Origin of the sequence: Paenirhodobacter sp., assembly GCF_047600745.1 — a bacterium.
Classification (GTDB): Bacteria; Pseudomonadota; Alphaproteobacteria; order Rhodobacterales; family Rhodobacteraceae; genus Rhodobacter.
Window position 1 is genome coordinate 1,117,112 of the sequence record NZ_JASGKI010000004.1, and the last position, 25,115, is coordinate 1,142,226.

26 protein-coding genes are annotated in these 25,115 nt (G+C 66.8%); 13 read left to right on the plus strand and 13 right to left on the minus strand.

Annotation, left to right across the window (positions count from 1 at the left end; all coding sequences use genetic code 11):
- Positions 1-81 precede the first annotated feature (81 nt).
- The 3 genes from QM789_RS14210 to QM789_RS14220 are packed head-to-tail and all read left to right on the plus strand — an operon-like array spanning position 82 to position 2,691.
- Positions 82-1,674: a peptide chain release factor 3 gene (locus tag QM789_RS14210; RefSeq protein WP_420352519.1), complete on the plus strand. Its 1,593-nt coding sequence runs from the start codon at positions 82-84 to the stop codon at positions 1,672-1,674.
- Positions 1,671-2,213: a hypothetical protein gene (locus QM789_RS14215; RefSeq protein ID WP_420352520.1), complete on the plus strand. Its 543-nt coding sequence runs from the start codon at positions 1,671-1,673 to the stop codon at positions 2,211-2,213. The genes QM789_RS14210 and QM789_RS14215 overlap by 4 nt, the downstream gene beginning before the upstream one ends.
- 10 nt (positions 2,214-2,223) lie before the next feature.
- Positions 2,224-2,691 carry a DUF6869 domain-containing protein gene (locus QM789_RS14220; RefSeq protein WP_420352521.1) on the plus strand — a complete coding sequence of 156 codons (468 nt, stop codon included), beginning with the start codon at positions 2,224-2,226 and terminating at the stop codon, positions 2,689-2,691.
- Between the two features lie 170 nt (positions 2,692-2,861).
- On the opposite strand, the gene hisG is transcribed toward QM789_RS14220, so the two are convergent.
- The 3 genes from hisG to hisS are packed head-to-tail and all read right to left on the minus strand — an operon-like array spanning position 2,862 to position 6,099.
- Positions 2,862-3,539 carry an ATP phosphoribosyltransferase gene (hisG, locus tag QM789_RS14225; protein WP_420352522.1) on the minus strand — a complete coding sequence of 226 codons (678 nt, stop codon included), beginning with the start codon at positions 3,537-3,539 and terminating at the stop codon, positions 2,862-2,864.
- On the minus strand, positions 3,536-4,609 hold the full coding sequence (locus tag QM789_RS14230) for an ATP phosphoribosyltransferase regulatory subunit (RefSeq protein ID WP_420352523.1): 1,074 nt from the start codon (positions 4,607-4,609) through the stop codon (positions 3,536-3,538). Before QM789_RS14230 ends, hisG begins: the two co-directional genes overlap by 4 nt.
- Positions 4,609-6,099: a histidine--tRNA ligase gene (gene hisS / locus QM789_RS14235; RefSeq protein WP_420352524.1), complete on the minus strand. Its 1,491-nt coding sequence runs from the start codon at positions 6,097-6,099 to the stop codon at positions 4,609-4,611. The genes QM789_RS14230 and hisS overlap by 1 nt, the downstream gene beginning before the upstream one ends.
- 76 nt (positions 6,100-6,175) lie before the next feature.
- Here hisS and QM789_RS14240 point away from each other — a divergent pair, with 76 nt between their 5' ends.
- Both QM789_RS14240 and QM789_RS14245 read left to right on the plus strand, forming a co-directional pair.
- Positions 6,176-6,379, plus strand: a complete 204-nt coding sequence (locus QM789_RS14240; RefSeq protein ID WP_420352525.1) for a SlyX family protein — start codon at positions 6,176-6,178, stop codon at positions 6,377-6,379.
- Complete coding sequence (locus QM789_RS14245; RefSeq protein ID WP_420352526.1) at positions 6,379-7,449, plus strand: AbrB family transcriptional regulator; 1,071 nt, start codon at positions 6,379-6,381, stop codon at positions 7,447-7,449. Before QM789_RS14240 ends, QM789_RS14245 begins: the two co-directional genes overlap by 1 nt.
- Here the strand turns inward: QM789_RS14245 and QM789_RS14250 are convergent.
- The 3 genes from QM789_RS14250 to QM789_RS14260 all read right to left on the minus strand — a co-directional run bounded on the left by QM789_RS14250 (position 7,438) and on the right by QM789_RS14260 (position 10,099).
- Positions 7,438-8,775, minus strand: a complete 1,338-nt coding sequence (locus QM789_RS14250) for an 8-oxoguanine deaminase (RefSeq protein WP_420352527.1) — start codon at positions 8,773-8,775, stop codon at positions 7,438-7,440. The genes QM789_RS14245 and QM789_RS14250 overlap by 12 nt on opposite strands.
- A gap of 91 nt (positions 8,776-8,866) precedes the next feature.
- A complete protein-coding gene (locus tag QM789_RS14255) occupies positions 8,867-9,688 on the minus strand; it encodes an inositol monophosphatase family protein (protein WP_420352528.1) in 822 nt (273 codons plus the stop codon).
- Between the two features lie 48 nt (positions 9,689-9,736).
- Positions 9,737-10,099 (minus strand): helix-turn-helix domain-containing protein, encoded by a 363-nt coding sequence (locus QM789_RS14260; RefSeq protein ID WP_420352529.1) that lies wholly within the window; start codon positions 10,097-10,099, stop codon positions 9,737-9,739.
- Positions 10,100-10,449: 350 nt separating this feature from the next.
- Between QM789_RS14260 and QM789_RS14265 the strand changes: the two genes are divergently transcribed.
- The 3 genes from QM789_RS14265 (at position 10,450) to QM789_RS14275 (ending at position 13,217) form a co-directional block, all read left to right on the plus strand.
- Positions 10,450-11,445 (plus strand): NADPH:quinone oxidoreductase family protein, encoded by a 996-nt coding sequence (locus QM789_RS14265; RefSeq protein ID WP_420352530.1) that lies wholly within the window; start codon positions 10,450-10,452, stop codon positions 11,443-11,445.
- Between the two features lie 80 nt (positions 11,446-11,525).
- Positions 11,526-12,248, plus strand: coding sequence for a Bax inhibitor-1 family protein (locus QM789_RS14270; protein WP_420352531.1), 723 nt, complete (start codon positions 11,526-11,528; stop codon positions 12,246-12,248).
- 381 nt (positions 12,249-12,629) lie between these two features.
- Complete coding sequence (locus QM789_RS14275; RefSeq protein WP_420352532.1) at positions 12,630-13,217, plus strand: outer membrane protein; 588 nt, start codon at positions 12,630-12,632, stop codon at positions 13,215-13,217.
- A 314-nt stretch (positions 13,218-13,531) separates the two neighbouring features.
- Here QM789_RS14275 and QM789_RS14280 read toward each other — a convergent pair whose 3' ends face one another.
- The 6 genes from QM789_RS14280 to QM789_RS14305 all read right to left on the minus strand — a co-directional run bounded on the left by QM789_RS14280 (position 13,532) and on the right by QM789_RS14305 (position 19,020).
- Entirely contained in the window at positions 13,532-14,146 is a 615-nt protein-coding gene (locus QM789_RS14280) for a TetR/AcrR family transcriptional regulator (protein WP_420352533.1), read from the minus strand.
- Complete coding sequence (gene ppk2, locus QM789_RS14285; RefSeq protein ID WP_420352534.1) at positions 14,139-15,029, minus strand: polyphosphate kinase 2; 891 nt, start codon at positions 15,027-15,029, stop codon at positions 14,139-14,141. The genes QM789_RS14280 and ppk2 overlap by 8 nt, the downstream gene beginning before the upstream one ends.
- 59 nt (positions 15,030-15,088) lie before the next feature.
- On the minus strand, positions 15,089-16,009 hold the full coding sequence (locus QM789_RS14290; RefSeq protein ID WP_420352535.1) for a homoserine O-succinyltransferase: 921 nt from the start codon (positions 16,007-16,009) through the stop codon (positions 15,089-15,091).
- 10 nt (positions 16,010-16,019) lie between these two features.
- Positions 16,020-16,877 (minus strand): ATPase, encoded by an 858-nt coding sequence (locus QM789_RS14295; protein ID WP_420352536.1) that lies wholly within the window; start codon positions 16,875-16,877, stop codon positions 16,020-16,022.
- 27 nt (positions 16,878-16,904) lie between these two features.
- A complete protein-coding gene (locus tag QM789_RS14300; RefSeq protein ID WP_420352537.1) occupies positions 16,905-17,831 on the minus strand; it encodes a DMT family transporter in 927 nt (308 codons plus the stop codon).
- Positions 17,832-17,916: 85 nt separating this feature from the next.
- On the minus strand, positions 17,917-19,020 hold the full coding sequence (locus QM789_RS14305; protein WP_420352538.1) for an OmpP1/FadL family transporter: 1,104 nt from the start codon (positions 19,018-19,020) through the stop codon (positions 17,917-17,919).
- Positions 19,021-19,451: 431 nt separating this feature from the next.
- Between QM789_RS14305 and QM789_RS14310 the strand changes: the two genes are divergently transcribed.
- Both QM789_RS14310 and guaB read left to right on the plus strand, forming a co-directional pair.
- On the plus strand, positions 19,452-20,399 hold the full coding sequence (locus QM789_RS14310) for a tellurium resistance protein (protein WP_420352539.1): 948 nt from the start codon (positions 19,452-19,454) through the stop codon (positions 20,397-20,399).
- Between the two features lie 66 nt (positions 20,400-20,465).
- Positions 20,466-21,914, plus strand: a complete 1,449-nt coding sequence (gene guaB / locus QM789_RS14315) for an IMP dehydrogenase (RefSeq protein ID WP_420352540.1) — start codon at positions 20,466-20,468, stop codon at positions 21,912-21,914.
- A 929-nt stretch (positions 21,915-22,843) separates the two neighbouring features.
- Here the strand turns inward: guaB and QM789_RS14320 are convergent.
- Positions 22,844-23,308, minus strand: coding sequence for a DMT family transporter (locus QM789_RS14320; protein ID WP_420352541.1), 465 nt, complete (start codon positions 23,306-23,308; stop codon positions 22,844-22,846).
- A gap of 64 nt (positions 23,309-23,372) precedes the next feature.
- Between QM789_RS14320 and QM789_RS14325 the strand changes: the two genes are divergently transcribed.
- The 3 genes from QM789_RS14325 (at position 23,373) to QM789_RS14335 (ending at position 25,033) form a co-directional block, all read left to right on the plus strand.
- On the plus strand, positions 23,373-24,362 hold the full coding sequence (locus QM789_RS14325; RefSeq protein WP_420352542.1) for a LysR family transcriptional regulator: 990 nt from the start codon (positions 23,373-23,375) through the stop codon (positions 24,360-24,362).
- A 274-nt stretch (positions 24,363-24,636) separates the two neighbouring features.
- Positions 24,637-24,783, plus strand: coding sequence for a hypothetical protein (locus QM789_RS14330; RefSeq protein WP_420352543.1), 147 nt, complete (start codon positions 24,637-24,639; stop codon positions 24,781-24,783).
- A 112-nt stretch (positions 24,784-24,895) separates the two neighbouring features.
- Entirely contained in the window at positions 24,896-25,033 is a 138-nt protein-coding gene (locus QM789_RS14335) for an entericidin A/B family lipoprotein (RefSeq protein ID WP_420352544.1), read from the plus strand.
- Positions 25,034-25,115: the final 82 nt, after the last annotated feature.

The following is a 25,115-nucleotide window of genomic DNA, read 5'->3' on the forward strand; positions in this document are numbered from 1 at the left end:
ATGACATTGCCCCAGCATTCACAGGGCTTTCCACGCGTTGAGGGCATTGCCGAAAGGCCCGGCAGAGGCTAAAGGCACGGCATGACCCAGAACGCCCTTCCGCCCGAAATCGCCCGCCGCCGGACCTTCGCGATCATCGCGCACCCGGACGCCGGCAAGACCACGCTGACCGAAAAGTTCCTGCTGTTCGGGGGCGCGATCCAGATGGCCGGACAGGTGCGGGCCAAGGGTGAGGCGCGGCGCACGCGGTCGGACTTCATGAAGCTGGAGCAGGACCGGGGGATTTCGGTTTCGGCCTCGGCGATGTCGTTCGATTTCAAGGAGTTCCGGTTCAATCTGGTCGACACCCCCGGCCACTCGGATTTCTCCGAGGACACCTATCGCACGCTGACCGCCGTCGATACCGCGGTGATGGTGATCGACGGGGCGAAGGGCGTGGAAAGCCAGACCCGCAAGCTGTTCGAGGTCTGCCGCCTGCGCGACCTGCCGATCGTGACCTTCTGCAACAAGATGGACCGCGAGGCGCGCGACACATTCGAGATCATCGACGAGATTCAGGAGAATCTGGCGATCGACGTCTCCCCCGCAAGCTGGCCGATCGGCTCCGGGCGGGAGTTCGTCGGCTGCTACGACCTGCTGAACGACCGGCTCGAACTGATGGACCGGGCCGACCGTAACCGGGTGGCGGAGTCGATTGAAATCAAGGGGCTGGACGACCCGAAACTGGCCGAACATATCCCGGCCGAGCAGCTCGCGAAGCTGCGCGAGGAGATCGAGATGGCGCGCGAACTGTTGCCCGCCTTCGACCGGGACCGGTTCCTCGAAGGGTCGATGACGCCGATCTGGTTCGGCTCGGCGATCAATTCCTTCGGCGTGAAGGAACTGATGGACGGCATCGGCACCTATGGGCCGGAGCCGCAGCCGCAGCCCGCCGCCGAACGCGTGGTGCGGCCCGACGAAAAGGCCGTCACCGGCTTCGTCTTCAAGGTGCAGGCGAACATGGACCCGAAGCACCGCGACCGTGTGGCCTTCGTGCGGCTGGCGTCCGGGCATTTCGAGCGCGGGATGAAGCTTTTGCATGTGCGCACGAAAAAGCCGATGGCGGTGAGCAACCCGGTGCTGTTCCTCGCCGCCGACCGCGAACTGGCGGAAGAGGCCTGGGCGGGCGACATCATCGGCATCCCGAACCACGGGCAATTGCGCATCGGCGACGCGCTGACCGAGGGCGAGACGCTGCGCTTCACCGGCATCCCCTCCTTCGCGCCGGAACTCTTGCAATCCGTCCGCGCCACCGACCCGATGAAGGCGAAGCACCTGGAAAAGGCGCTGATGCAATTCGCCGAGGAGGGCGCGGCGAAGGTGTTCAAGCCTGCCATCGGTTCAGGCTTCATCGTCGGCGTGGTCGGCGCGCTGCAATTCGACGTGCTGGCGAGCCGGATCGAAATCGAATACGGCATCCCGGTGCGGTTCGAGCCCTCGCAATTCACCTCCGCCCGCTGGGTGCAGGGGCCGAAGGATCTGGTCGAGAAGCTGGTCAACGTCAACAAGCAGCATATCGCGACGGACAATGACGGCGACACGGTTTTCCTGACCCGCCTGCAATGGGACATCGACCGGGTGCTGCGCGACTACGAAGGCGTGAAGCTGAGCGCGACCAAGGAAATGATGCAGTGACCGAGGGCGGGAAACCCGCGTTTCTGCGCCGCGTGCTCGACCACTGGCTGTTGCGCGATACGGTTTCGGCCACGCTCAGCAACCTGCTCAGCATGGCGCTTCAGGCGGTGGGGGTGGCGCTGATCACCTTCATCGTGACGGGGCTGGGGGATCTGACGTTTTCGCTGCGGTCGTGGTCGTGGTTCGGCTGGGCGAATGCGGCGGGCGACCCCGGCAGCACTCTGCGCCCGAACGCGGTCTATGACATGCCCGTGGGCGCGCGCTACCGGGTGGCGGATGACATGCTGCTTTCGGTCGGGCGGGACTACACGAAAACCCCGGTCGCCACGCTCACCCTGCCGGACGGCGAAACGCGGACGCGCAACATCAGCACCAGTTCTTCGCTTTCCCTGAGCGGCAAATGCGAAACGGTCTCGGTGCATCTGATGCGGCAACCGGAACCGGATGCGCAGCAGTTCTACGTCATGTATTCGACCGTAAACCGTGATAGCAAGGACTGTGCCGGGTTCTGGACGCGGCTCTTCGGCGGAAATCCCTGAAAGGTATCGCATGACCCCCCTGCCCCCCGATCTGATCACCCGGCTGTGCACCGAGGCGGGCGCCCCGGAAGGGGTGCATTCGGTCGAGGCGCTGGCGGATGTCTGGCTGTCGGAACACCGCGCGGATGAGGGCGATCCGGAGGAGATGGCCTGGTCCGACCTGTGCGTGTTCGAGCTCGACGCCCATCCCGAAGAACTGTTCACCTTCGTCCTGCGCGCGCTGCGCAAGGCCGAGAATCCGTGGCAGGTCGGCCTTCTGGCCGCCGGTCCGCTGGAGGATCTGCTGACCACGCAGGGCCCGGCCTTCATCGACCGGATCGAGGATCAGGCCCGCCGCTCCGCCCGGGTGCGCTATGCGCTCACCGGAGTCTGGACGCAGGATCTTCCCGATCCCGAGGTAAAGACCCGGATCGAGGCCGCGCGCCTCGCGGCGGTGGACAGCGGGCTGGACATCGGCGCACCCCTGCCGCCCGCGTGACGCGCCCTTCGCGAAGGCCCGGCCCCGGATCGGATCGCAGCCCCCAAACGATCCGGTTTCTGTCGGCATCAGGCCGAAGGGAATCTCCCCACCACCGTTTCACCGCGATCCAGAGTGCCGACACGCCCCATGTGACTGATCCGGCATCCGCGCCGATGCACGCGGGGGCGCTATAGCCCCAGTTGCGCGGCAAAGGCCGTGATCTGCGCGTCGCATTCTGTGCCATGCGCGGCGAAGAGCGTGGCCTGGCTCTGGTGGATCAGCCCGTCCGACAGGATCTTCAGATGGTTCGCCCGCAGCGTTTCACCCGAAGAGGTGATGTCGGCGATCGCCTCGGCGGTGAGGTTCTTGACCGTGCCTTCGGTCGCGCCCTGGCTGTCAACCAACTGCCAGTCGGCCACGCCCTCGCGGGTCAGGAATTCGCGCACCAGCCGGTGGTATTTCGTGGCGATCCGCAGCCGCTGGCCATGCGCCTCGCGGAAGGCGTGGGCGGCGGCGTCCAGATCCTCCAGCGTATCGACATCGCGCCAGCAGGCGGGCACGGCGATGATCAGATCGGCATGGCCAAAGCCCATCGGCGCCAGTTCCCGCACCAGCCCCTGCCAGTCGGCCAGCTTGTCGCGCACCAGATCGGACCCCGTGACGCCCAGATGGATCCGCCCCGCCGCCAGTTCGCGCGGGATTTCGCCCGCCGAGAGCAGCACCAGCTCCACCCCTTCGACGCCCTCGACCGCGCCGGCATATTCGCGCTCCGACCCGGTTCGGCGCAGCGTCACGCCGCGCGCCGCGAACCAGTCGAAGGTCTTCTCCATCAGACGGCCCTTCGAGGGCACACCGAGCTTGATCATCCGCGTGCCTCCAGATCGGCGACCAGTCCGGGGCGGATCACCCCGCCCACCGCCGGGATTTCGCGTCCCCCGCCCAGCACCCGGGTCAGCGCGTCATAGCGCCCGCCCGAGGCGATCGGCGGCAGGGTCGGATCTTCGGCCGAGAAGGTGAAAACGAAACCGTCGTAATATTCCATCGAACTGCGGCCATGGCTCGCCTCGAAGATCAGGGCCGAGGTGTCGATGCTGCGCGCGGCCATCGCCGCAAGCCGCCGTTCCAGCCGGTCGATGGCCGGGGCGAGCGCCGGGATGCCCAGATCCGCCAGCCGCCGGGGCGCCTCATGCGCGGGGCAGGACAGCGAAAACAGCGCGTCGAACTGCGCCACCACCTCCGCCGGGATCGGCGCGGCCTCGGCATCCTGGCGCAGAACCGCGATCCGGGCCTGCATCTCCTCGGGCGCGCGCAGCCCGATCCAGGGCGCGTCGTCCGGCACCGCCCCGGCCAGCAGCGCCGCCCGATGCGCGGGCACCGGCGCCAGCCCGGCATAGCGCGTCATCAGCGCATGGAACCGCCGGGGCCGCCAGATATGCCGCGCCAGCGCCGCCTTGCGCGGCGCGATGGTGTCGATCCCCGCCACAGCCGCGCGCAACACGCCGATGTCGCCCACCGTCGCCATCGGCCGCAGATGCGCCAGCAGCCGGGCGAACAGCGCGAAAACCTCCGCATCCGCGGTGATCGGGTCGGTGCGGTCAAAGACCTCGTAGCCCGCCTGAAGGTATTCGTTCTGCCGCGCGGCGCCGCGATGATCCTGCCGCCGGAACACCTCGCCCATGTAGCAATAGCGTGCGGGCTCGGCGCCCTCGGCCATATGCGCCTCGACCACCGGCACGGTGAAATCCGGGCGCAGCATCATTTCGCCGCGCAACGGGTCCGAGGTGACATAGGCCCGGGCGCGGATGTCCTCGCCATAGAGATCCAGCAAAGTCCCCGCCGGTTGCAGCAGATCGGGCGTGACCTCCTGTGCCCCTGCCCGCAGAAAGGCCCCCAGCAGCCGTTCGCCGATCTCGCGGGCGCGCGCCTTGGCCGCCATCAGCCCAGCCCCAGCATGCGCAGCACGGTCTGCACCATCTCGCCGCGCGGCACCTCGACCTGCGCGGGCTGGTTCTTCCATTCCTCAAGGCTCGCCGAAGCGGCGATCTTCGCGCCCAGCACCAGATCCTTGATCTGCACCACGCCGCGGGCGGCTTCGTCCGTGCCCTGGATGATAGCCACCGGGCTTGCGCGTTTGTCGGCATATTTCAACTGATTGCCGAAGTTCTTCGGATTGCCCAGATAGACCTCGGCGCGGATCCCGGCGCGGCGCAGCTCCGCCGCCATGGCGAGGTAATCGCCCATCCGGTCACGGTCCATCACCGTGACGACGACCGGCCCCTGCGCCGCGCCGCCGATCCGCCCCTTTGCCCGCAGCGCGGACAGCAGCCGATCCACGCCGATGGAAACACCCGTCGCGGGCACCTCCTGTCCGGTGAAGCGCTTGACCAGATCGTCATAGCGCCCGCCGCCGGAGACCGAGCCGAACGACCGCTTGCGGCCCTTTTCGTCGAGGATCTCGAAGGTCAGTTCGGCCTCGAACACCGGGCCGGTGTAATAGCCAAGGCCGCGCACCACCGAAGGGTCGATCACGATCCGGTCGGGGCCATACCCCTGCCCGTCCAGCAGCGAGGCGATGAATTCCAATTCCTCCACCCCCGCCGTGCCCAGGGCCGACCCGCCAACCAGTTCGCGCAGCCGCGCGACGGTGGCCGGGCCGGTGTCGCGTTTCGCGGCCATGAAGCCCATGACCACATCGGCCTGTTCGCTGGACAGCCCCGCGCCCTTGGTGAAATCGCCCGATTCATCCAGGCGGCCGGGCCCCATCAGCGCGCGCACGCCCGCCTCGCCGAATTTGTCGAACTTGTCGATGGCGCGCAGAACGATGCCACGCTCACCGGCGAACCGGGTCGGATCGGAGGGGTCGAGCACACCCGCAACCTCCATCACCCCGTTCAGCACCTTGCGGTTGTTCACCCGCACCACATAATCGCCGCGCGGAATGCCCACCGCCTCCAGCGCGTCGGACAGCATGCCGCAGATTTCCGCATCCGCCGCCACCGAAGGCGCCCCCACGGTATCGGCATCGCATTGATAGAACTGCCTGAACCGCCCCGGACCCGGCTTTTCGTTGCGCCAGACCGGGCCCATCGTATAGCGCCGGTAGGGGCTGGGCAGGTCGTTCCGGAACTGCGCCGCCACGCGTGCGAGCGGCGCCGTCATGTCGTAGCGCAGCGCGAGCCAGTCGCCCCCCTCGTCCTGCCATGCGAAAACGCCTTCGTTCGGGCGGTCCACATCGGGCAGGAACTTTCCCAATGCTTCGACCGTCTCCACCGCGCTGGTTTCCAGCGGATCGAAGCCATGCGCGCGATAGACCTCGGCGATGGTGGCGAGCATTTCCGTCCGCTCCGTCACCTCCGCGCCGAAATAGTCGCGGAACCCTTTCGGCGTTTCCGCGCGCGGGCGGCGCGGTTTCTTCTCGCTGGCCATGACTTGCACCCGATCGTTTCTCGCGCGAGGGTGTAGCGGAAGGGGTGCGGCGCGGCAAGCGCCCGAGGCAGGATAGATGGACCGGATCGAACGGCTGGAAGAACAGGTGGCGTTCCTGACGAAAAGCGCCGAGGACATGTCGGACGTGCTGGCCCGCCAGACGCGGGAGATCGACCGGCTGGCGCGCATGGTCGGGCTGCTGATGGAGCGCGAGGCCGAACGCGAATATGGTGAGGGCGGGCAGATCCCGCTGGCCGACCAGAAACCGCCGCATTACTGATGCAGGTCCGGATTTTCCGGACCCCGGTGCACCTGCCGACGCTTGCGCTGACCGTGGCGCTCGGGGCGGCGGGGGCCGGGGTGGCGAAGCTGCTGCATCTGCCGCTGCCGATGCTGCTCGGGCCGTTGCTGGCGGTCGCGGGGGCGGCGCTGTCCGGCTGGAAGCCGATGGGCTATCTGGTGCAGTTCCCGATGAAGCTGCGGAACTGTTTCGTGCCGGTGGTCGGCGTGGCGATCGGCGGCAGCTTCACCCCCGCCATCGTCGCGCAGGCGGTGGAGTGGTGGCCCTCGCTCCTCGCGATCGCGCTGTTCATCCCGGCGGCGCATCTGGCGAGCTTCCGCACCGTGCGGGCCACCGGCCTGATCGACCCGGTGACCGCGTTCTTCGGCACCGCGCCCGGCGGCCTGATCGACACCGTGCAGATGGGCGAGGAAAAGGGCGCCGATGTGCCGATGCTGACCATGCTGCAATTCCTGCGGCTGATCGTGACCATCGTCACCGTGCCGGTGTTCTTTTCGGTGATGACCGGCCATGCCGTGGGCTCGGCGGGGGGCGCCAGCTTGTCGCGGGGGCCGCTGACGCTGGCCGAACTGCCCTGGCTGATTGGCGCGGGTCTCGCGGGGGCGCTGATCGGGGCGCGGCTGAAGATGCCGGGCGCGATGGTCACCGGGCCGCTGGCGATTTCGGCGGCGGTGCATCTGGCGGGTTTCGTGCAGGGCAGCCCGCCGCAATGGATGGTGAACGTCACGCAGGTGGTGATCGGCACCGGGCTGGGCGTGCGCTTCGCCGGGATGGAACTGCGCCGGTTCTGGCTGGCGATCCGGCTGGCGGCGCTTTCGACCGGGGTGTCGATGACGCTGGCGGTGGTGATGGCCTTTGCGCTGCATGGTTTCGTCGCGGAACCGGCGGCGGCGGTGTTCCTGGCCTTCGCGCCCGGCGGGCTGACGGAGATGTCGCTGATCGCGCTGTCGTTGCAGATGAGCATCGTCTACGTCACCGCGCATCACGCGCTGCGGATCATCCTCGCCGTCGCCGTGGCCCGGGCGCTGTCGGGGCGGTTAGCGCGCTAGGGCGCGCGCGAGACGGTTCTGCGTCTCGATCACCCGCGGCAGGTCGAGGGTGGTCAGATGGCCACCCCGCACCACCTGCCGCCCCTCGACGAACAGATCGCGCACCCGGGTCGGACCGCACAGCATCAGCGCCGCGACCGGATCCCAGGCTCCCGCCGCCTCCAGCCCCGATACATCCCAGACCGCGATATCCGCCCGCATCCCCGGCACCAGTCGGCCCAGATCGTCACGCCCCAGAACCTGCGCCCCGCCAAGGGTGGCGATCTCCAGCATCTCGCGCGCGGACATGGCATCGGCGCCGTTGCGCACGCGCTGCAACAGCATGCCCATCCGCGCCTCGGCGATCAGGTTGCCCGCATCGTTCGAGGCCGAACCATCCACCCCAAGCGCCACCTTCACCCCCGCATCGCGCATCTGCCGCACCGGCGCGATCCCGGAGCCCAGACGGCAATTCGAGCAGGGACAATGCGCCACCCCCGTCCGCGACCGGGCAAAGAGGTCGATTTCCGCCCCGTCCAGCTTGACGCAATGCGCATGCCAGACGTCGGCGCCGGTCCAACCCAGATCCTGCGCATATTCCCCGGGGCGGCAGCCGAACTGCGCCTGCGAATAGGCGATGTCCTCGTCATTCTCGGCCAGATGGGTGTGCAGCATCACGCCCTTGTCGCGCGCCAGAAGCGCGGCGTCCCGCATCAGTTCCCGGCTGACCGAGAACGGCGAACAGGGCGCCACGCCGACCCGTACCATCGCGCCGGGACGAGGGTCGTGAAAGGCGTCGATCACCCGGATGCAGTCGTTCAGGATCGCCCCCTCGCGCTCGACCAGCGCATCGGGCGGCAGGCCACCCTGCGACTGGCCGATCGACATCGCCCCCCGCGTCGGGTGAAAGCGCAGGCCGATTTCCTGCGCGGCATGGATCGTATCCTCCAGCCGCGCGCCGTTCGGATACATATAGAGGTGATCCGAACTCAGCGTGCAGCCCGACAGCGCCAGCTCCGCCAGCCCCGTGAGCGCCGAGACCCGGATCTCCTCCGGCCCCATCCGCGCCCAGATCGGATAAAGCGTCTTCAGCCAGCCGAACAGCAGCGCATCCTGCCCGCCCGGCACCGCACGGGTCAGCGTCTGATACAGGTGATGATGGGTGTTCACGAAGCCCGGCGTCACGACGCAGCCGGTTGCGGTGACGACCTCGCCCGTGGTGCGCAGCCCCTGCCCGACGGCGGCGATCACGCCATCGCGGATCAGGACATCGGCGCCCTGCGGTTCGCTGCGCGCACCGTCCATGGTGACGACCACATCAGCATTGCGGATCAGGATTTCGGTCATGACTGCCCCCTCCCCTTCGGTGGACCGGACCGGCGGGCCGACAGAAGGGGGAAGGACTCGGGCACCGCGCCGGAACCCTACAAAGCTCCGCTCAGCCCTGCAAGACCGCCAGCGCAGCGGCGTGGATCTCCGCATTCGCGGCGGCAAGGACGCGCCCCCCCGCCCACGCAGGCCCGCCGGTCCAGTCGGTGACGATGCCGCCCGCCGCCTCGATCACCGCGATCGGCGCGCCGACGTCATAGGGATGCAGCCCGGCTTCGACCACCAGGTCGATCTGCCCCGCCGCGACCAGCGCATAGGCATAGCAGTCGATCCCGTAGCGCGTCAGGCGGCATTGCCGCGCCAGCCGCGCGAAGGCCGCGCCTTCCTCGGGCGTGCCGACTTCGGGATAGGTGGTGAAAATCGTCGCCTCGGCAAGCGGGCGCGGACCACGGGCGCGCAGATCGGCGCGGCCCTGCGGCCCGGTCACACAGGCCAGCCCGGGCGCACCCAGAAACCGTTCGCCGATATAGGGCTGGTCGATCACGCCGATCAGCGGCTGTCCCGGCCCCTCGGCGGTTTCCTCGGACAGCGCGATCAGCACCCCCCAGGTCGGCGTGCCGGACATATAGCTGCGCGTGCCGTCCACCGGATCCAGAACCCAGGTCAGGCCGCTTTGGCCGCGCAGAACGCCATATTCCTCGCCCCAGATCCCATCCTGCGGCCGCCGCCGCGCCAGAACCGCGCGCATCGCACGTTCCGCGCCGCGATCGGCCACCGTGACCGGATCGAAGCCGCCATCCAGCTTGTTTTCCGCCGCAAGGCCACCCGCCGCGCGAAAATGGCGCAGGGTTTCCACCCGCGCGACCGCCGCCAGTTCCTCGGCAACGGAAATCAGTTCCGCGCTCTCGTCAGGGTTCAGGGAAACCGTCATGCCCACCTCCGGTTCATGCGGATTCGGTAACGGCCCTCCGCGCCCCGGTCAAGCGGCGTCCGACAGCACCTTCGCCAGATCGAACAACCGGCGGCGCTGCGCCTCTGGAATCGCGTAATAGGTCCGCACCAGCGCCAGCGCTTCCTTGTCGCTCATCAGGTCCGAATCCTGATCCGAGAGTTCCGCCGCCGAATCGTCGAACCCTTCGAAGAAGAACGACACCGCAACCCCAAGCGCATCGGCGATGTCCCACAACCGCGAGGCGGAGACCCGGTTCGTCCCGGTTTCGTATTTCTGGATCTGCTGGAACTTTATCCCGACCCGGTCCGCGAGTTGTTGCTGCGTCACCCCAATCATCCAGCGGCGGTGACGTATGCGTTTGCCAACATGGATGTCGACAGGATGTGCCATAGAATCAATCCAATACTCGCAAGCTCAACATGCTTAATGACTATCACAGTACGCGCCTGTTGCCCGTATGAAGAATGGATTTTGAAACATTCGGCAAACAAGAATACCCTCTGATCGGCGAAATTAATCCTTCTGAGCAGAACTTTGGCAATTTTCCACCGATCGCGGCACGGATGCGAGGATCCCGGCTTGCGCCCCGCCCGATCGCTCCGGATACTGTGACGCCTTTCGCAAACGGCAGCCAGCCGGTCATGCGGGAAACCGGGCCGGTGATTCGCGCCCGGGGTCGGCGCTGGCGGGCTCTGTCCCCGGGCGCTAGGATGGCGCGGACAGCAGCCAGCGGAGACCTCATGCGCGCTTTGCAACTTATCCGGAGCGGAGAGCCGCCCGTCCTCGCCGATCTGCCCTGCCCGGAGCCCGGCCCGGGCGAGGTCGCGGTGCGGATCGAAGCCTGCGGGCTGAATTTCGCCGACCTGCTGATGATCGAGGGCAAATATCAGGACACCCCGCCCCTGCCCTTCGTGATGGGGATGGAGGCGGCGGGCGTGGTCACCGCCTGCGGCCCCGGCACCCGGCTGCAACCGGGCGCGCGGGTGGCGGTCTTTGCCGGGCGGGGCGGGCTGGCCGAGGCGGGCGTTTTCCCCGAAACCCGCTGTACCGCCCTGCCCGATGCGATGAGCGCGGAGCAGGCGGCGGCCTTCCAGATCGCCTATGGCACCTCGCATCTGGCACTGACGCGGCGCGGGCGGCTTGCCCCGGGCGAGACGCTCGTCGTGCTGGGCGCGGCGGGGGGCGTCGGGCTGACGGCGGTCGAGATCGGCAGGCGTCTGGGCGCGCGGGTGATCGCCGTCGCGCGCGGCACGAAGCTGAAGGTCGCTCAGGACGCCGGGGCGGAGGTGCTGATCGACAGCGACACCCCGGATCTGCGCGCCGCGCTGAAGGCCGCGGGCGGGGCGGATGTGGTCTATGATGCGATCGGCGGCGCGGCGGGCGAAGCCGCCTTCAGGGCGCTGAAACCGGGCGGGCGGTATCTGGTGATCGGCTTTGCCTCCGGGGCGCCGCCAGTGCTGCCGGTGAACATCGCGCTGGTGAAGAACCTGGAGATCCACGGCCTTTACTGGGGCGGGTATCTGGCGCTCGACCCGGCCATGCTGCGCGATTCGATGGCGGAACTGTTCGGCTGGTTCGCCGCGGGCGGGCTGAGGCCGCATATCTCGGGGAGCTATCCGCTGGAGCGCGCGCTCGACGCGCTGGAACAGCTGCGCGCGCGCCGCTCCACGGGCAAGATCGTGGTCACGATGGGCGGATCGCACGAAACACGGGATTTTCCGCCGGGCCACGCTTGAATTCACCGCCCCCGCGCCCAATATGGTGACAGAAAACGCGGCGCTTCGGCCGCCAGAGACCCTAGGGAGAAAGCTGACTGATGCCTGATTTCAACACGATGCGCGCCGGCTCCGCGACTTCGCGCGCGACGCAGATCGACGAGGGTTTGCGGGCACATATGAACAAGGTCTACGGGCTGATGTCCGTGGCCATGCTGATCACCGGCGCTGTCGCCTTTGGTGTCGGCTCGAACCCGCAGCTGATCGCCGCAATCTTCGGATCTGGCCTGAAATGGGTGGTGATGCTGGCGCCGCTCGCCGTGGTCTTCGCCTTCGGCGCGATGATCAACCGGATGTCGGTGGCGACCGCGCAAATGGTGTTCCTGGGCTATTCGGCGCTGATGGGCCTGTCGATCAGCTTCATCTTCGCCGCCTATACCGGGATTTCGATCGCCCAGACCTTCCTCGTCACCGCGATCGCCTTCGCGGGCCTGTCGCTTTACGGCTACACGACGAAGCGGGATCTTGGCCCGGTGGGGTCGTTCCTGATGATGGGGCTGATCGGGCTGATCGTCGCCTCGATCCTGAACATCTTCATCGCCTCTTCGGCGATGCAGTTCGCGATCTCGGTAATTGGCGTGCTGCTGTTCGCGGGGCTGACCGCCTATGACACGCAGAACATCAAGAACACCTATCTGCAACTGGCCGCGACCGAGCGTGACTTCATCGGCAAGGCCGCGATCATGGGCGCGTTGCAGCTCTACCTGGACTTCCTGAACCTGTTCATGTTCCTGCTGCAATTCATGGGCGACCGCCGCGGCTGATCTGCGGTCGGACAGGACAAGAAATGATCGACGGCGCCCCTTCCAGGGCGCCGTTTTTCGTTTGCCCCCGAATCCCGGGACAGGTTTTCCGATCGCGCCGGATCGCGGATCTACAACTCGGCGTGACAGATATTTGAACCCGACCGGGAACCCCGACGCAACCGGCTCAACCTGCATTGAGGTTTCGCCTCCGGAGGGGCGGTGCCCGCGATCACGCCTCCAGTGCCGCGCGGCGGAGCGCCGGATTCCGGGCATTGAACCCGGGGCGGGAAGGCATAGATCTCAGCGCACAGGCAACGGCCTGCGGTCTTAACAGGCTGATCCAAAGGTCGATCCGGCGCGGACAAAGCCCCGACCGGCATCGAAAGAAGGAGAAAGAAGATGAAACGGATTTTGATGGCAGCGAGCGCCCTGGCTCTGGTTGGCGGCACCGCCTTCGCGGGTGGCTATACGGCTCCAGTGACCGAAGCTCCGGTTCCCGCCCCGGTTCTGCCGGCGCCGGTGGTGAACGCGAATTGGGATGGCGCCTATGTCGGTGCGCAAGTGGGTTACGGCAATCCGAACGGGCTGCTGGAAACCGATGGCGCCTTCGGCGGCCTGAACATCGGCTATATGAAGGATTACGGAAGCTGGGTGCTTGGCGGTGAAGTCGCCAGCTCGGCTGCGAACATGGAAACGGACCACAACAGCAAGGTGAAGAACTTCACCGACGTGAAGCTGCTGGCCGGTATTCCGTCGGGCCAATGGCTGACCTATGGCGCGCTCGGCGTGTCCTATGTGAAGGCCGACTTCAACGGCGACAGCATTTCGGACACCGTTCCGGTGGCGGCTGTCGGCGTGAAATACAAGGTCACCGACAATTGGGCGGTCGGTGCCGAAGCGGCTTACCGCAAGGGGCACAACTTCGACGACCGCAACGATTCGCTGAACCTGACCACGGTCGGGGCGAATGTGACCTATCAGTTCTGAGCCGTTTTCCCCTGCGGTTCATATGGCCGGGCGTTATGCGCCCGGCCGTTTCGTTTGTGTGGGGGGGCGGCGCGGATGGGCCCCCGCGTGGAGAGGCCGCACCCGGTCACCGTGTCGGCCCCGCGTGGCATCGTTCCGACCTTCCTGACTAACCGGGCTAATCCGCGCCCGGTTCACATTTCCGGGTCGCGGTGCCTTGGGCTTTGGATCACCCTCCATCCGGTGCTTCCGATCCGGTGGACCTGAGCGCCCGGGGTTTCGGGATAACTGCCTGCGCGGGTCGGCCGCCTGGGGTTTTGGCTCCGCGCAGGGCCTCAGCGATCCGGCGGCAGCAGGCCCAACCCGCGCAGATAGATGCCGATCCCCGATTCCAGCAGGTCTTCGGGCGCATAGGGCGATTGGCTGCCCGGCGCGCGGGCAAAGAGTTCCACCACGCCGTGACTCATCGCGCGGACATGGGCGGCGACCATGCGGGCGGGGGGGCGGCGGTCTTCGGGTATGTGGCGCGAGAGCGCCTCGGTCGCGCGCAGCATCACCCGTTCGGCGCGTTCGGCTGCGGCGGCGAGGTCGGGCGTCCGGTTCACCGCAATCCCGCTTTCGAACATCGCGACGTAATGGCCCGGGAACCGGCGCGCGAAGGCCAGATAGGCCCGCCCCGTCGCCCCGAACCCCGCCAGCGCCGAGGGTTGCCCGCCGTTCCAGGCGTGTTCCATCACATCGCCGAAGATCAGATAGCCCTGCCGCGCGCATTCCGCGATCAGATCCTCGCGCCCGGCGAAATGGCGGTAGACGGCGGCGGGGGTGACGCCCGCATCCTTCGCCGCCTCGCTCAGGCTGAACCCGCCGGGGCCCTGCGCCTCGATCAGGCGCAGCGCGGCATCGACCAGCGCCTGCCGCAGGTTGCCGTGGTGATAGCCTGCCTTAGCCATTCAGCAGGCCGAGCCCGCCGCAGATGCTCTCGTCGATGCTGCCGATCGCGGCCTTGTCCTTGCGGGCGTAGTGCACCGCCTTCAGCACGGTCTGGATCACCGCGATCCGGGCGCGGTTCTTGTCATCCGAGCGGATCACCGTCCAGGGCGCATCCCTGGTATGGGACCGCTTCAACGTTTCGCTGATGGCGACGGTGTAATCGTCCCATCTGTGCAAGCCATCGACATCGACCTTGCTCAGCTTCCACTGCTTCAGCGGATCCTTCTCGCGGTCCAGGAACCGCTTGAGCTGCTCCGCCCGGTCGACCGAAAGCCAGATTTTTACCAGGATCAGCCCCTCGTCCACCAAAAGCCGCTCGAATTCCGGCACCTGACGGAAGAAAGTCTCGCGCTGATCGTCGGTGCAGAAGCCGAAGACCTTCTCGACCACGCCGCGGTTATACCACGACCGGTCGAACATCGCCATTTCCCCCGCCGCGGGCAGCCAGTCGACATAGCGCTGAAAATACCATTGCGTCGCCTCGCGCTCGTCGGGCTTCGGCAGGGCGACGACATAGGCCGCGCGCGGGTTCAGGTTCTGCCGCAGCCGGTCGATGCAGCCGCCCTTCCCCGCCGCATCGCGCCCCTCGAAGATCACGGCAAGCCGCTTGCCGGTGGCGCGCAGATCCCACAGCATCTTCACCAGTTCGACCTGAAGGCGCTCCATATGCGCCTCGTAATCCTTTTTCTTCATCTCCTGCCGGTAGGGATAGCCCGGCGACAGGATCGCGTCCTTGTCGGCCTCAAGGATCGCCTTGCGCACGGCTTCGGGCGCCTCGGCATGCAGGTAATGCGTGATGTCGCCGACGAAGGGGATGCCCTCGGTTTCTGTGCTCTGGCCCATGCGATCCTCCGGGGTTCCGGGTACCATAGCCCGCGCCCCGGAGGCACTGCAACCCGGCCCTACCGCCCGATCTGCTCCAGATCGTAGGGCGTGCCCTGATAGATCTCGTTGATCCAGTTGCCGTAAAGCAGATGCGCATGGCTGCGCCAGCGGTTCGTGGGCACCCGCGCCGGGTCATCGTCCGGATAGTAGTTCAGCGGCACGTTGATCGGCTTTCCCGCCGCCACGTCGCGGTCGTATTCTTCCTTCAGCGTGACCGAGTCATATTCAAAGTGGTTGAAGACATAGAGCGCGCGATGCGCGTCATCCTCGACCAGACAGGGGCCGGTTTCCTCCGAAGCGATCAGCGTCACCAGCCCGGCGGCGTCGATCTCGGCCTGATGAATCTCGGTCCAGCGGCTGACCGGGACCAGCACGTCATCCGAGAACCCGCGCAGATAGGGCGAGGCCGGTTGCAGGTTCTGATGCCGGAAGCAGCCGAACGCCTTGCGCGGCAGCATGTGTTTGCGGATGCCGTGGAAATGATAGGCCATCGCCATCCCCCCCCAGCAGACGCCGAAGGTGGAAAACACATGGCTCTGGGTCCAGTCGAAGACACGGGTGATCTCGTCCCAGTAGGTGACCTCCTCGAAGGGGATCTTCTCGATCGGGGCGCCGGTGATGATCAGCCCGTCGAATTTCTCGCCCGCATCGGCGACCTCGGCGAAGGGGCGGTAGAACTCCTCCATATGCTCGGCGGCGGTGTTCTTCGTCTGGTGCTCCGTCATCCGGATCAGGTGAAAGTCGATCTGCAACGGCGTCGCGCCGATCAGCCGGGCGAACTGGTTCTCCGTCTGGATCTTCTTCGGCATCAGGTTCAGCAGCCCGATCCGCAGCGGCCGGATGTCCTGCGTCGCCGCACGCCCCGGCGACATGACCATGACGCCTTCATTCGTGAGAATGTCGAAGGCAGGCAGGGTCTGAGGCAGGGTGATCGGCATCTTCTTCTCCTTAGGCAGGCAGGGCGGCGGCAATCAGCGATGTAAAATCCTGTTCGTCGCGGACAAGGGCAACGTCTTCGGCGCGCAGTTTCACGCCCCAGTTGCGCGCCATCGCCGCATAGCGCGGCTGGCGGTGGTCGAGCGCCTGGGCATAGGTCCAGCGCACGAAATCGTCGGGGTCCACCTCTTCCTCCCGCAGGCCGCGTTCGACGCGATACTGCCGCCATTTGCGGTCGAGGAATTCGGGCTGGTAATACATCGGCTTCGGCGCGCGGTCGAAACGGCGGACCAGCTCGTCGGTATGGGCCGCGCTGCCCTCGATCCAGACCATGAGCAGATGCGACGAGAGTTCGCGCAGGATCGGATCGCGCGGATCCTCCGGGTCCACCACTTCGCAGATCGAGCCGCCGGAATCGCAGACGAAATGCGGCAGGCCATAGATCTCGGCGGCGCGGGTGATGAAATGCGTGGTGTCGAGCAGCGCGGATTTCTCGGCGGCGCGGTGCTGGTCCTGCCGATGCTCGTATTCCTCGAACCGCAGGCCGCCCTTCGCCTCCGACCCCGGCTTGCCCAGATAGGTGGACAGCGGCGCAAGGTTGTCGAAGGTGATGTTCGACGCGATATAGACCGCATCCTGCATCAGCAGTTCGCGCAGGAACGGGTTCTTCATCGCCTCGCGCTTGAAGTTGTCGGCGATGTATTCGCCCATGTAGCGGGTGCCGATCCGGTAATCGACCGAATAGTGGAACCAGCCCGTCCCCGCCCCGCGCAGCATCGAGGCAAGATAGGTCTTGCCCAGACCGGACATGCCGAACAGCAGCACCCTGCGGCGGTTGGACGCCAGCCATTGTGCGCGATTGTAGATCATCTGGACCCCCGGGGCGTTTTGCCCCCTTTAGCGCGCCGGCCGCGCCGCGTCACGGGGTTTCGGCCGACTGTTGAGGATCAGGAGCCCCGCCGCGATCACCGCAAAGCCGAAGACCTCGCTCAGCGTCAGCCGCTCGCCAAAGGCCACCACCCCGGCGATGATCGCCACCGGCGGGATCAGCAGCGTGACGAGCGAGGCATTCCCCGCCCCCGCCAGCGCCAGCACCCGGAAATAGACCAGATAGGCCATCGTCGTGCAGCCCACGATCAGCCACAAAAGCGCGAAATCCACCGGCGCGGGCCAATCGAACCCCGGCACGCCCTCGAAGATCAGCGCGACGGGCACCTGCCACAGCGTCGCGCCGGTCATCATCCCCGCCGCGCCGACCTCGGGCGCAAGGCCCCGCGTCAGCATCCGGGTATGCGCCGCGCCGAAGGAATAGCACAGCGCCGCGCCAATGATCGCGAACTGCCCGACCGAGGTCAGGCTCAGGCCATGCAGCGCCTCCGGCCCGATGGCGAGGATGACGCCGCAGAACCCCACCAGCACGCCAAGCGCCTTGCGCGGGGTCAGCTGCTCGTCGCGAAGGATCAACGCCGCCACCGCCACGCCAAAGATCGCCGAGGCCGCGTTCAGGATCCCCGCGAGGCTCGACGCGATATATTGCTGCCCCCAGGCGATGAGCGAAAACGGCAACGCACAGTTCAGCACGCCGATCATCACGAACCGCGGCAGCAAGGCCCAGTCCCATGGCACCGGCAGCCTGCGCAGCAGCACGATCGCCCACAGCAGCAGCCCCGCGCCGCAGGTCCGGAACGCCACGATGGTGAACGGCCCGACGCCCTGCAACGCCAGCCGGTTGCCCAGGAACGACGTCCCCCACAGCAGCGCCAGCGCCCCGAGGAGCGCCCAGGCCAAAGGGCTCATCGACGGGGACGGGGATTGGCTGGGCATGGCGACTCACGCAAGGAAACGGCGGCACGCTATCCGCAGCGCGCCGCCGGAGCCAGCCGCATCCTGTAACGGATACAATCGGCGCTCAGAAGGTGAAGCCCACGCGCACCCCCGCCGCGACGGCATAGTTGTCGTTGAAATCGGCCCGCGCGGTGCCCGCCGTCTGCGCCGAGGCATCGCCCATCCACAGATAGCGCAGCCCGGCGGTAACCTTCATGTTGTCGCGGGTATAGACGGCGGCGACGCCGATCCCCTTGTAACCGCGCACCGGGCTGAACGGGCTGACCAGATCGTCGCCGGTCAGGGTTTCCCATGTGGCGAAGACCGATCCCGACCAGTTTTCGTTGAACCTGTGGCCGACGCCCAGCGTATAGGTCGTGCTGTTGTCGAGATCGACGAGGCTGCGCCCCGCCTTGTCGTAGAACCACTCCGGCTTGATCTGGAACTGGCTCCAATGCACCCAGCGGACCGAGCCGAACACCAGCCAGTCGGGCGCAACGCCGGTCTGGAAGTCGAGCGTCCAGGCTTCGGGCGTATGCACCTCGGTCGTGCCGCCGGTGGCGACGGTCATCGGCCCCATCCGCTCGTTGGTGCCGAATTCATGGGTCACCTTGGACTGATAGGTCAGCGCCACGCGCAGCGCGATGTCGGGCCGCTCATAGGCGACACCGCCGACATAGCCCACCGACCAGTCGTTCTTGAAGGTGACGTTGTACCCGTTCAGAGCGCCATAGGCGAGGCCGCCGAGGTTCACCACCGCCGAGGCATCGCTGAGCCGGAAGCCACCATGCACCGACCAGTTCGGCGTGAACTTGTAGCGCAGGAGCGCCGTATAGCCTTCGGACTGCACCACCGCCGACGTGCCCCCCAGCAGGGCCGATGTCGCGTCATAGCCGATATCCGCGCCATAGAAATGGTCGTAGACCAGCGCCATCGACCACTGGTCGTTGAATTCGTGCTTGAACGAAACCCCCGGCAGGTAATGGTTGGCCGCAATGCCGCCGGTCGCGCCGCCCAGAACGTCGGTGCCATGCACCGAGGGGCGCACCCGCCCATAGGACAGTTCGAGGTAGTTCTTCCCCTCCTCGAACAGGATCCCCACGGATTGGGTCGACCGCTCGATCCCGCCCGCGTGGGACGCACTCGCAGCGAGGGCAAGCAGGCTCGCCCCCTTCAAGATGTGTCTCATTTTTCCTCCCCGAGTTTTGCAACTCCTCCATGGCTCAGCGTAGCATGACGCGTGCGTAAATCAATCGCGGGGCCGCGTGACGTGGCGTGATTCCCGCGCGGCCTCCCCGAGGGATGACACTGGCCCGCTCCGGACATCGGCGGCATCCGCCCGCGCGGATTTGCCCTGGGTTGATTCGACGCGGCAGCGGTTTCACCACATCCACCCCGCACGCGCCGGTTTCCCTTGCCGTCCTGCCAGGGCGCGTATCCGTCCCGCGCGCGGATCTGTCGGGCGTGAACCATATCGGACAGCGGCACGGGGCCGCGTATCTGTCCCCGGCGCGGCGCCGATCAACCGTAGCCGGGGCGTGCTATCCCCGCGCGGATTTGCCCGCTTTCGCCCGGCGCGGGTTTTGGGCAGTTTGGCGGCATCTGTCCGGGAGACCACCAATGAGACTTGCCCCGATGAAGCCGACACCGCGCGGGTTGTGGCGTCGCACGCCACCGGCGATCTTTCCGCCGACGCTCGGGCTTCTGGCGCTCGGCCTCGGGTGGCGGCGGGCGATGCCGGTCTTCGGCCTGCCGCAGGGGCTGGCCGAGGCTGTCCTTGGCGCGGTGACGCTCCTGGCGCTCTTTGCCCTGCTGGCCTATGCGGCGAAGATCCTGCGCCGGCCGGCCGCCGCGCTGGAGGATCTGCGCATCCTGCCCGGCCGCGCGGGGCTTTCGGCGGCGGTGCTGTGCCTTTATCTGATCGCGCTGGCGCTGGCGCCCTATGGCGCGGGGCGGGCTGTGTTCTGGGCGGGGGTCTGCGCGCATCTCGCGCTGACAGCGGCGATGGCTTTCCTCCTCGCCACCGGCCCGGCGGAGCAGCGCCGCGTCACCCCGGTCTGGCACCTGACCTTCACCGGCTGGATCGTCGCCGCGCTGGCGGCGCAGGGGCTGGGGCTTTGGGCGCTGCCGCTGTTCTGGGTCGGGCTGGTCGCGGCGGGGATGGTCTGGGCCCTCTCCCTCGCACAGTTCCTGCGCGAAAGCGTTCCCGCGCCGCTGCGCCCGCTGCTGGCGATCCACCTCGCCCCGGCGGCGGTTCTGGGCACGGTGGCGCAGGGCCTCGGCGCGGCGGGGGCGGTACAGACCTTCGCCCTCCTTTCGGCCTTCGGGCTGGCGGTGCTGCTGCTCGGCGCGCGCTGGCTGCTGGCGGCGCGGTTCACGCCGCTCTGGGGCGCCTTCAGCTTTCCGCTGGCCGCTACCGCCGGGTTCTGGATCGCCCATGGCTGGACGATCGCGGGCGGGCTCCTGCTGGTCGCGGCCACGGGGGCGATTCTTCCGCTCGCGCTGCGGATCTACCGGATGTGGGCGGACGGGCAACTTGCCGTGAAGACGAACGCTGCCATCGCCTGACCCCTTGCAATTTGCAAGGAAGGGTGAAACTGGGACGTGCCAAACGTATCAGGTCAGGAGATTCCGATGCAGATTCGCGAGGCGCTCACCTTCGACGATGTTCTTCTCGTTCCCGCGGCTTCCTCGGTTCTGCCGGCGGAGGCCGATGTCTCCACCTGGGTGACCCGTTCGATCCGGCTGAACATTCCGCTGCTGTCCTCGGCGATGGACACGGTGACCGAAAGCGCGATGGCGATCGCCATGGCACAGGCGGGCGGCATGGGGGTGATCCACCGCAACCTCACCATCGAGCAACAGGCCGATGAGGTCAGCCGCGTGAAGCGGTTTGAAAGCGGCATCGTCTACAACCCGATCACCCTGACCCCGGACCAGACGCTGGCCGATGCCAAGGCGCTGGTCGCGCGCTACAACGTCTCGGGTTTTCCGGTGGTGGATGAACGGGGCCGCGTCGTCGGCATCGTGACGAACCGCGACATGCGCTTCGCCTCGGACGACCGCACCCCGGTGCGCACGATGATGACCTCCGACAACCTGGCCATCCTGCACGAACCCGCCGACCGCGACGAGGCGATGCAGCTGATGAAGGCGCGCCGGATCGAAAAGCTGCTGGTGGTGGATGGCGACGGCAAGCTGACCGGCCTGCTGACCCTGAAGGACAGCGAAAAGGCCGTGCTGCACCCGCTGGCGACGAAGGACGAGAAAAGCCGCCTGCGCGCCGCCGCTGCCTCGACCGTGGGCGATGCGGGCTATGAACGCAGCTGCGCGCTGGTCGATGCGGGCTGCGACCTGATCGTGATCGACACCGCGCATGGCCATTCCGCCGGGGTGGCGCTGGCGGTCGAGCGGATCAAGAAATACCGCGCGGATGTGCAGGTCGTCGCGGGCAACGTGGCGACCGGCGCGGCGACCAAGGCGCTGATCGAGGCGGGGGCGGATGCGGTCAAGGTCGGCATCGGCCCGGGCTCGATCTGCACCACGCGGATCGTCGCAGGTGTGGGCGTGCCGCAACTGACGGCGATCATGGATGCGGTGGCGGGCGCGGGCGACGTGCCGGTCATCGCCGATGGCGGGATCAAGTTCTCGGGCGATTTCGCCAAGGCGATCGCGGCGGGCGCAAGCTGCTGCATGGTCGGTTCGGCCATCGCGGGCACCGACGAGGCGCCGGGCGAGGTGATCCTGTATCAGGGCCGCAGCTACAAATCCTACCGGGGGATGGGCTCGCTCGGCGCGATGGCGCGCGGCTCCGCCGACCGCTACTTCCAGAAGGACGCCGCCGCCGAGAAGCTGGTCCCCGAGGGGATCGAAGGTCAGGTGCCCTACAAGGGCGCCGTCGGCACCGTGCTGCACCAGATGGTCGGCGGGCTGCGCGCGGCGATGGGCTACACCGGCAACGCCACCGTGGCGCAGATGCGCGGCGGCTGCGAGATGGTGCGCATCACCGGCGCGGGGCTGAAGGAAAGCCACGTCCATGACGTGCAGATCACCCGCGAAAGCCCGAACTACCGCATCGGCTGACCCCTGCCCGACGCATGCGACATTCCGGCCCCGGGCATTCCGCCCGGGGCTTTTTCATGTCGCGATGGCTCCAGCCCGGCCCTGCACCGGACCAGAACACCATCATCTTATCAATCATTTAATATGCCTATGCCGGCGCATTCCGAGACCTGACCCACCCTTCTCTTGCCGACCCCTGTGAGTCCTCTCGAAAACGCTGGCTCATCAAGCCGCCGTCGATGCGGCACACCCCCGGTCGCAGGCCGTCGAGCTGCGCGATACCGTCCTGCCTGACTTCATGTGCAAGGACACGGACATTCATGCTCCAATATCGCCCCAACCCGCAAACGGGGCGCCATCGTCGCGCAGGCCCACGCTCTGGCGGAGGACGAGGCCAGAACCTGTACGCCAGAGGCATGGCGGGCCACTTCAGGCAGCGCAACATCATCCCCATACCCGGGCCAGATCAAGGCGCAGGACGTGAAGCGCTCCGATGGCAGCGGGTCGATCGGGAAAACCGCCATATCGTCGGGCCACGGGCGGCTGGCCGCACCCAGCGAACGGCAGGCGGCGATCGACGCCGGGAGCATGGCCGGGTGAAATCAGGGGCAGTCTTCCGCCACCAGCGGACCCGTATCGACGGCGCGCAGCACCCGTGCAATCGGCAACACACACGCGGGTCGCCCATCGCCAGCGGATAGCGCAGGACTTCTTCCAGCGGAATGCGCCTGTGGGTCAGCAGGGATGCCTGACCGCCCCCATCAGCCAGCAGGTGATCACCCACTGCACTGCGGGAAGCGGCAACGTGGCCCATGGTCACGATCATCCCGGCCAGAAGAGCCTCGTCGCGCGGCAAGACCGGATTGCCCTGATGAGGGAGTCGATGGTGCCATCCTCCGGCGCCCATTCGGGCAGGGAGACGTTGGTGGATGTTTGGACATGACAGCCCCCTATCGCCCGGCAGAAGACGCGGAGACCGCTGGCGAACCGCTCATCTGCACGGCGACCATGCCCAGCAAGATCAGCGCAATACCCGCCACCCGCCATGCGCCGGCAGGCTTGGGGGCCAGCCCCATCAAGCCATAATGGTCGATCAGCAGCGATGCCAGCATTTGGCCCGCGATTACGCTGACGATGAAGCTGGCCGCGCCCAGCTTGGGCGTCAACATGAGGGCGGCGGTGATATACGCCACCCCGGCCACACCGCCCAGCCACCACCATGCCGCCCCCTGCACCGCAGCCCCGAAAGCCGGAGCCGGGACGCGCATCAGCATCATCAAAGGCACGACGACAAGCGCGCTGACAGACAATGAAGCCAGCGTGGCCCACAACGGATGCCCCAGCGCACGCCCCAAAGCGGCGTTGCTCGCAGCCTGAAAAGGCACGGCGGCACCCGCCGCCACGGCGATCGCCATCGGAAGCACGCCGAAAAATGAAGATGGCCACTGCATACGAAAACACCTCACCACGGATGAAAGCATGCGTATGCTGATATATTTTTATCAAGAATGGAAATTCTCAATTCATACATATATTATTCGTTTCATGGATGACCTTCGGCGCATTGACCTCAACCTGCTGCTGACGCTTCATGCCTTGCTGGCGGAAAAACACGTCACGCGGGCGGCGTTGCGGCTGCACAAAAGCCAACCGGCGGTCAGCCATGCACTGGCGCAATTGCGGGAGATATTCAAAGACCCGTTGCTGACCCGGCGCGGCGCGGGCATGGCCTTGACACCACGCGCCCAGGATCTGCGGCTCCCCCTCGAAGCGGCTCTAGATCAGCTCAACGCGCTGCTGCATCAGGGTGCTTTCGACCCCCGTCAGGAGGTGCGCCGCTTTCGCGTTGCCATGTCCGACTATGCGGCGCATCTCGTTCTGCCGACGCTGGTGAAACGGTTGCGCGATCAGGCACCCGGCGTTGACATGGTTGTGTGCCAGGCCAGTCGCGAAGCCATGCTGGCCCAGCTCGCGGACGGCGAGATCGACCTGGGCCTTGGCGTATTTCCGGAGACCGCAAGCAACATCGTCATCGAAACCCTGTTCGAGGAAACTTTCGTCAGCGTTGCCGATAAACGCTCGCTGCCCCTGTGCGGCGTGCTGCCGCTGGACGATTGGCTGGCGCGTCCGCATGTGCTGGTCGCCACGAGGCCGGATACGGAAAACGAAATCGACGCGGCCCTGACCGCTCAAGGGCGGCACAGGCGCATTGCGCTCGTCTTGCCGCACTGGCGCGCTTCGACCGAAGTGTTGACGGGCACGGATTTGATCCTGACCGTTGCCAGCCGCGCACTGGATCATCTGGCCGATGATCAGGGCTTGACGCGCTTCACGCCGCCATTCGAATTGGCCAGTTTCGCATTCCAGCAAGCCTGGCATATACGCCGGGAGGCCGATTCCGCACATCATTGGTTCAGAAGCGTTGTCAGGGATTGCAGCCGACCGATCCAGCGCATTGCCGGGAAGTAACCGAAGGGCCGCGCTGTCGCCCGATGCCGTCCTCACGGCAGGGAATGCCGGGGATTTTAAGAAACTGGCCTTTGATCGGGGCAATTCCTCAACGGATGTTAACGAGATGGCATGGATCAGGGGCGCAGAATGGCGCCGAGACACATGCGTATCCGGTTCCCAGATGATCAGTTCCTCCGATATCCCCGCACCTGCGCCAAACACCGCCACCCGCCCCGCTTCGCGTCGGGCCGAGGGGGGCGCCCCCCTCCCCTCCGGCTGGTGGATCCTGCCGATGACACTCGCGGGCGGGGGGCTCATCGTGACAGCCTGCCTGTTCCTCGGGGTCTGGCTGACGCTCGGATCGCTCGCCGCGCTGTCCGCCGGATCGGCCTTCGGCGCCGCGCAACTCGCCCGGAGCGCGGCGGCCCGGCAGGGTTGAAACCTTCCCCCAAGCCGCCCACAATACACTCCGGGCAAAAAACATTCCGGGTATGGGAACCTTCCCCGCCCAGATGCGTTCGACCCTGTATGCGTCCTGAGAGGAGATACCCATGCGCAAGTTTCTGTTTCCCCTGTTGGCTCTGGCTGCGCTGAGCGCCTGCGAAACCGTCAAGGGCGCGGGCCAAGACATCCAGTCCGCCGGCCACGCCGTCAGCACCGAAGCAAGCAGGGCGCAATCGAAGATGTGACGGCTCACCCATCTCCTCGTCCCGGCCCGGAGCAGCGGTTTCCCGTTGCTCCGGGTTTTTTCATGCCATAGGGCCGTTTCCG

Bases quoted from the DNA above. Each gene is read 5' to 3' on its own strand.
- QM789_RS14210 (WP_420352519.1), top strand. From the start codon at position 82: ATGACCCAGAACGCCCTTCCGCCCGAAATCGCCCGCCGCCGGACCTTC.
- QM789_RS14220 (WP_420352521.1), top strand. From the start codon at position 2,224: ATGACCCCCCTGCCCCCCGATCTGATCACCCGGCTGTGCACCGAGGCG.
- hisG (WP_420352522.1), bottom strand. From the start codon at position 3,539: ATGATCAAGCTCGGTGTGCCCTCGAAGGGCCGTCTGATGGAGAAGACC.
- QM789_RS14230 (WP_420352523.1), bottom strand. From the start codon at position 4,609: ATGGCGGCCAAGGCGCGCGCCCGCGAGATCGGCGAACGGCTGCTGGGG.
- hisS (WP_420352524.1), bottom strand. From the start codon at position 6,099: ATGGCCAGCGAGAAGAAACCGCGCCGCCCGCGCGCGGAAACGCCGAAA.
- QM789_RS14240 (WP_420352525.1), top strand. From the start codon at position 6,176: ATGGACCGGATCGAACGGCTGGAAGAACAGGTGGCGTTCCTGACGAAA.
- QM789_RS14245 (WP_420352526.1), top strand. From the start codon at position 6,379: ATGCAGGTCCGGATTTTCCGGACCCCGGTGCACCTGCCGACGCTTGCG.
- QM789_RS14250 (WP_420352527.1), bottom strand. From the start codon at position 8,775: ATGACCGAAATCCTGATCCGCAATGCTGATGTGGTCGTCACCATGGAC.
- QM789_RS14255 (WP_420352528.1), bottom strand. From the start codon at position 9,688: ATGACGGTTTCCCTGAACCCTGACGAGAGCGCGGAACTGATTTCCGTT.
- QM789_RS14260 (WP_420352529.1), bottom strand. From the start codon at position 10,099: ATGGCACATCCTGTCGACATCCATGTTGGCAAACGCATACGTCACCGC.
- QM789_RS14265 (WP_420352530.1), top strand. From the start codon at position 10,450: ATGCGCGCTTTGCAACTTATCCGGAGCGGAGAGCCGCCCGTCCTCGCC.
- QM789_RS14270 (WP_420352531.1), top strand. From the start codon at position 11,526: ATGCCTGATTTCAACACGATGCGCGCCGGCTCCGCGACTTCGCGCGCG.
- QM789_RS14275 (WP_420352532.1), top strand. From the start codon at position 12,630: ATGAAACGGATTTTGATGGCAGCGAGCGCCCTGGCTCTGGTTGGCGGC.
- QM789_RS14280 (WP_420352533.1), bottom strand. From the start codon at position 14,146: ATGGCTAAGGCAGGCTATCACCACGGCAACCTGCGGCAGGCGCTGGTC.
- ppk2 (WP_420352534.1), bottom strand. From the start codon at position 15,029: ATGGGCCAGAGCACAGAAACCGAGGGCATCCCCTTCGTCGGCGACATC.
- QM789_RS14290 (WP_420352535.1), bottom strand. From the start codon at position 16,009: ATGCCGATCACCCTGCCTCAGACCCTGCCTGCCTTCGACATTCTCACG.
- QM789_RS14295 (WP_420352536.1), bottom strand. From the start codon at position 16,877: ATGATCTACAATCGCGCACAATGGCTGGCGTCCAACCGCCGCAGGGTG.
- QM789_RS14300 (WP_420352537.1), bottom strand. From the start codon at position 17,831: ATGCCCAGCCAATCCCCGTCCCCGTCGATGAGCCCTTTGGCCTGGGCG.
- QM789_RS14305 (WP_420352538.1), bottom strand. From the start codon at position 19,020: ATGAGACACATCTTGAAGGGGGCGAGCCTGCTTGCCCTCGCTGCGAGT.
- QM789_RS14310 (WP_420352539.1), top strand. From the start codon at position 19,452: ATGAGACTTGCCCCGATGAAGCCGACACCGCGCGGGTTGTGGCGTCGC.
- guaB (WP_420352540.1), top strand. From the start codon at position 20,466: ATGCAGATTCGCGAGGCGCTCACCTTCGACGATGTTCTTCTCGTTCCC.
- QM789_RS14320 (WP_420352541.1), bottom strand. From the start codon at position 23,308: ATGGCGATCGCCGTGGCGGCGGGTGCCGCCGTGCCTTTTCAGGCTGCG.
- QM789_RS14325 (WP_420352542.1), top strand. From the start codon at position 23,373: ATGCGTATGCTGATATATTTTTATCAAGAATGGAAATTCTCAATTCAT.
- QM789_RS14330 (WP_420352543.1), top strand. From the start codon at position 24,637: ATGACACTCGCGGGCGGGGGGCTCATCGTGACAGCCTGCCTGTTCCTC.
- QM789_RS14335 (WP_420352544.1), top strand. From the start codon at position 24,896: ATGCGCAAGTTTCTGTTTCCCCTGTTGGCTCTGGCTGCGCTGAGCGCC.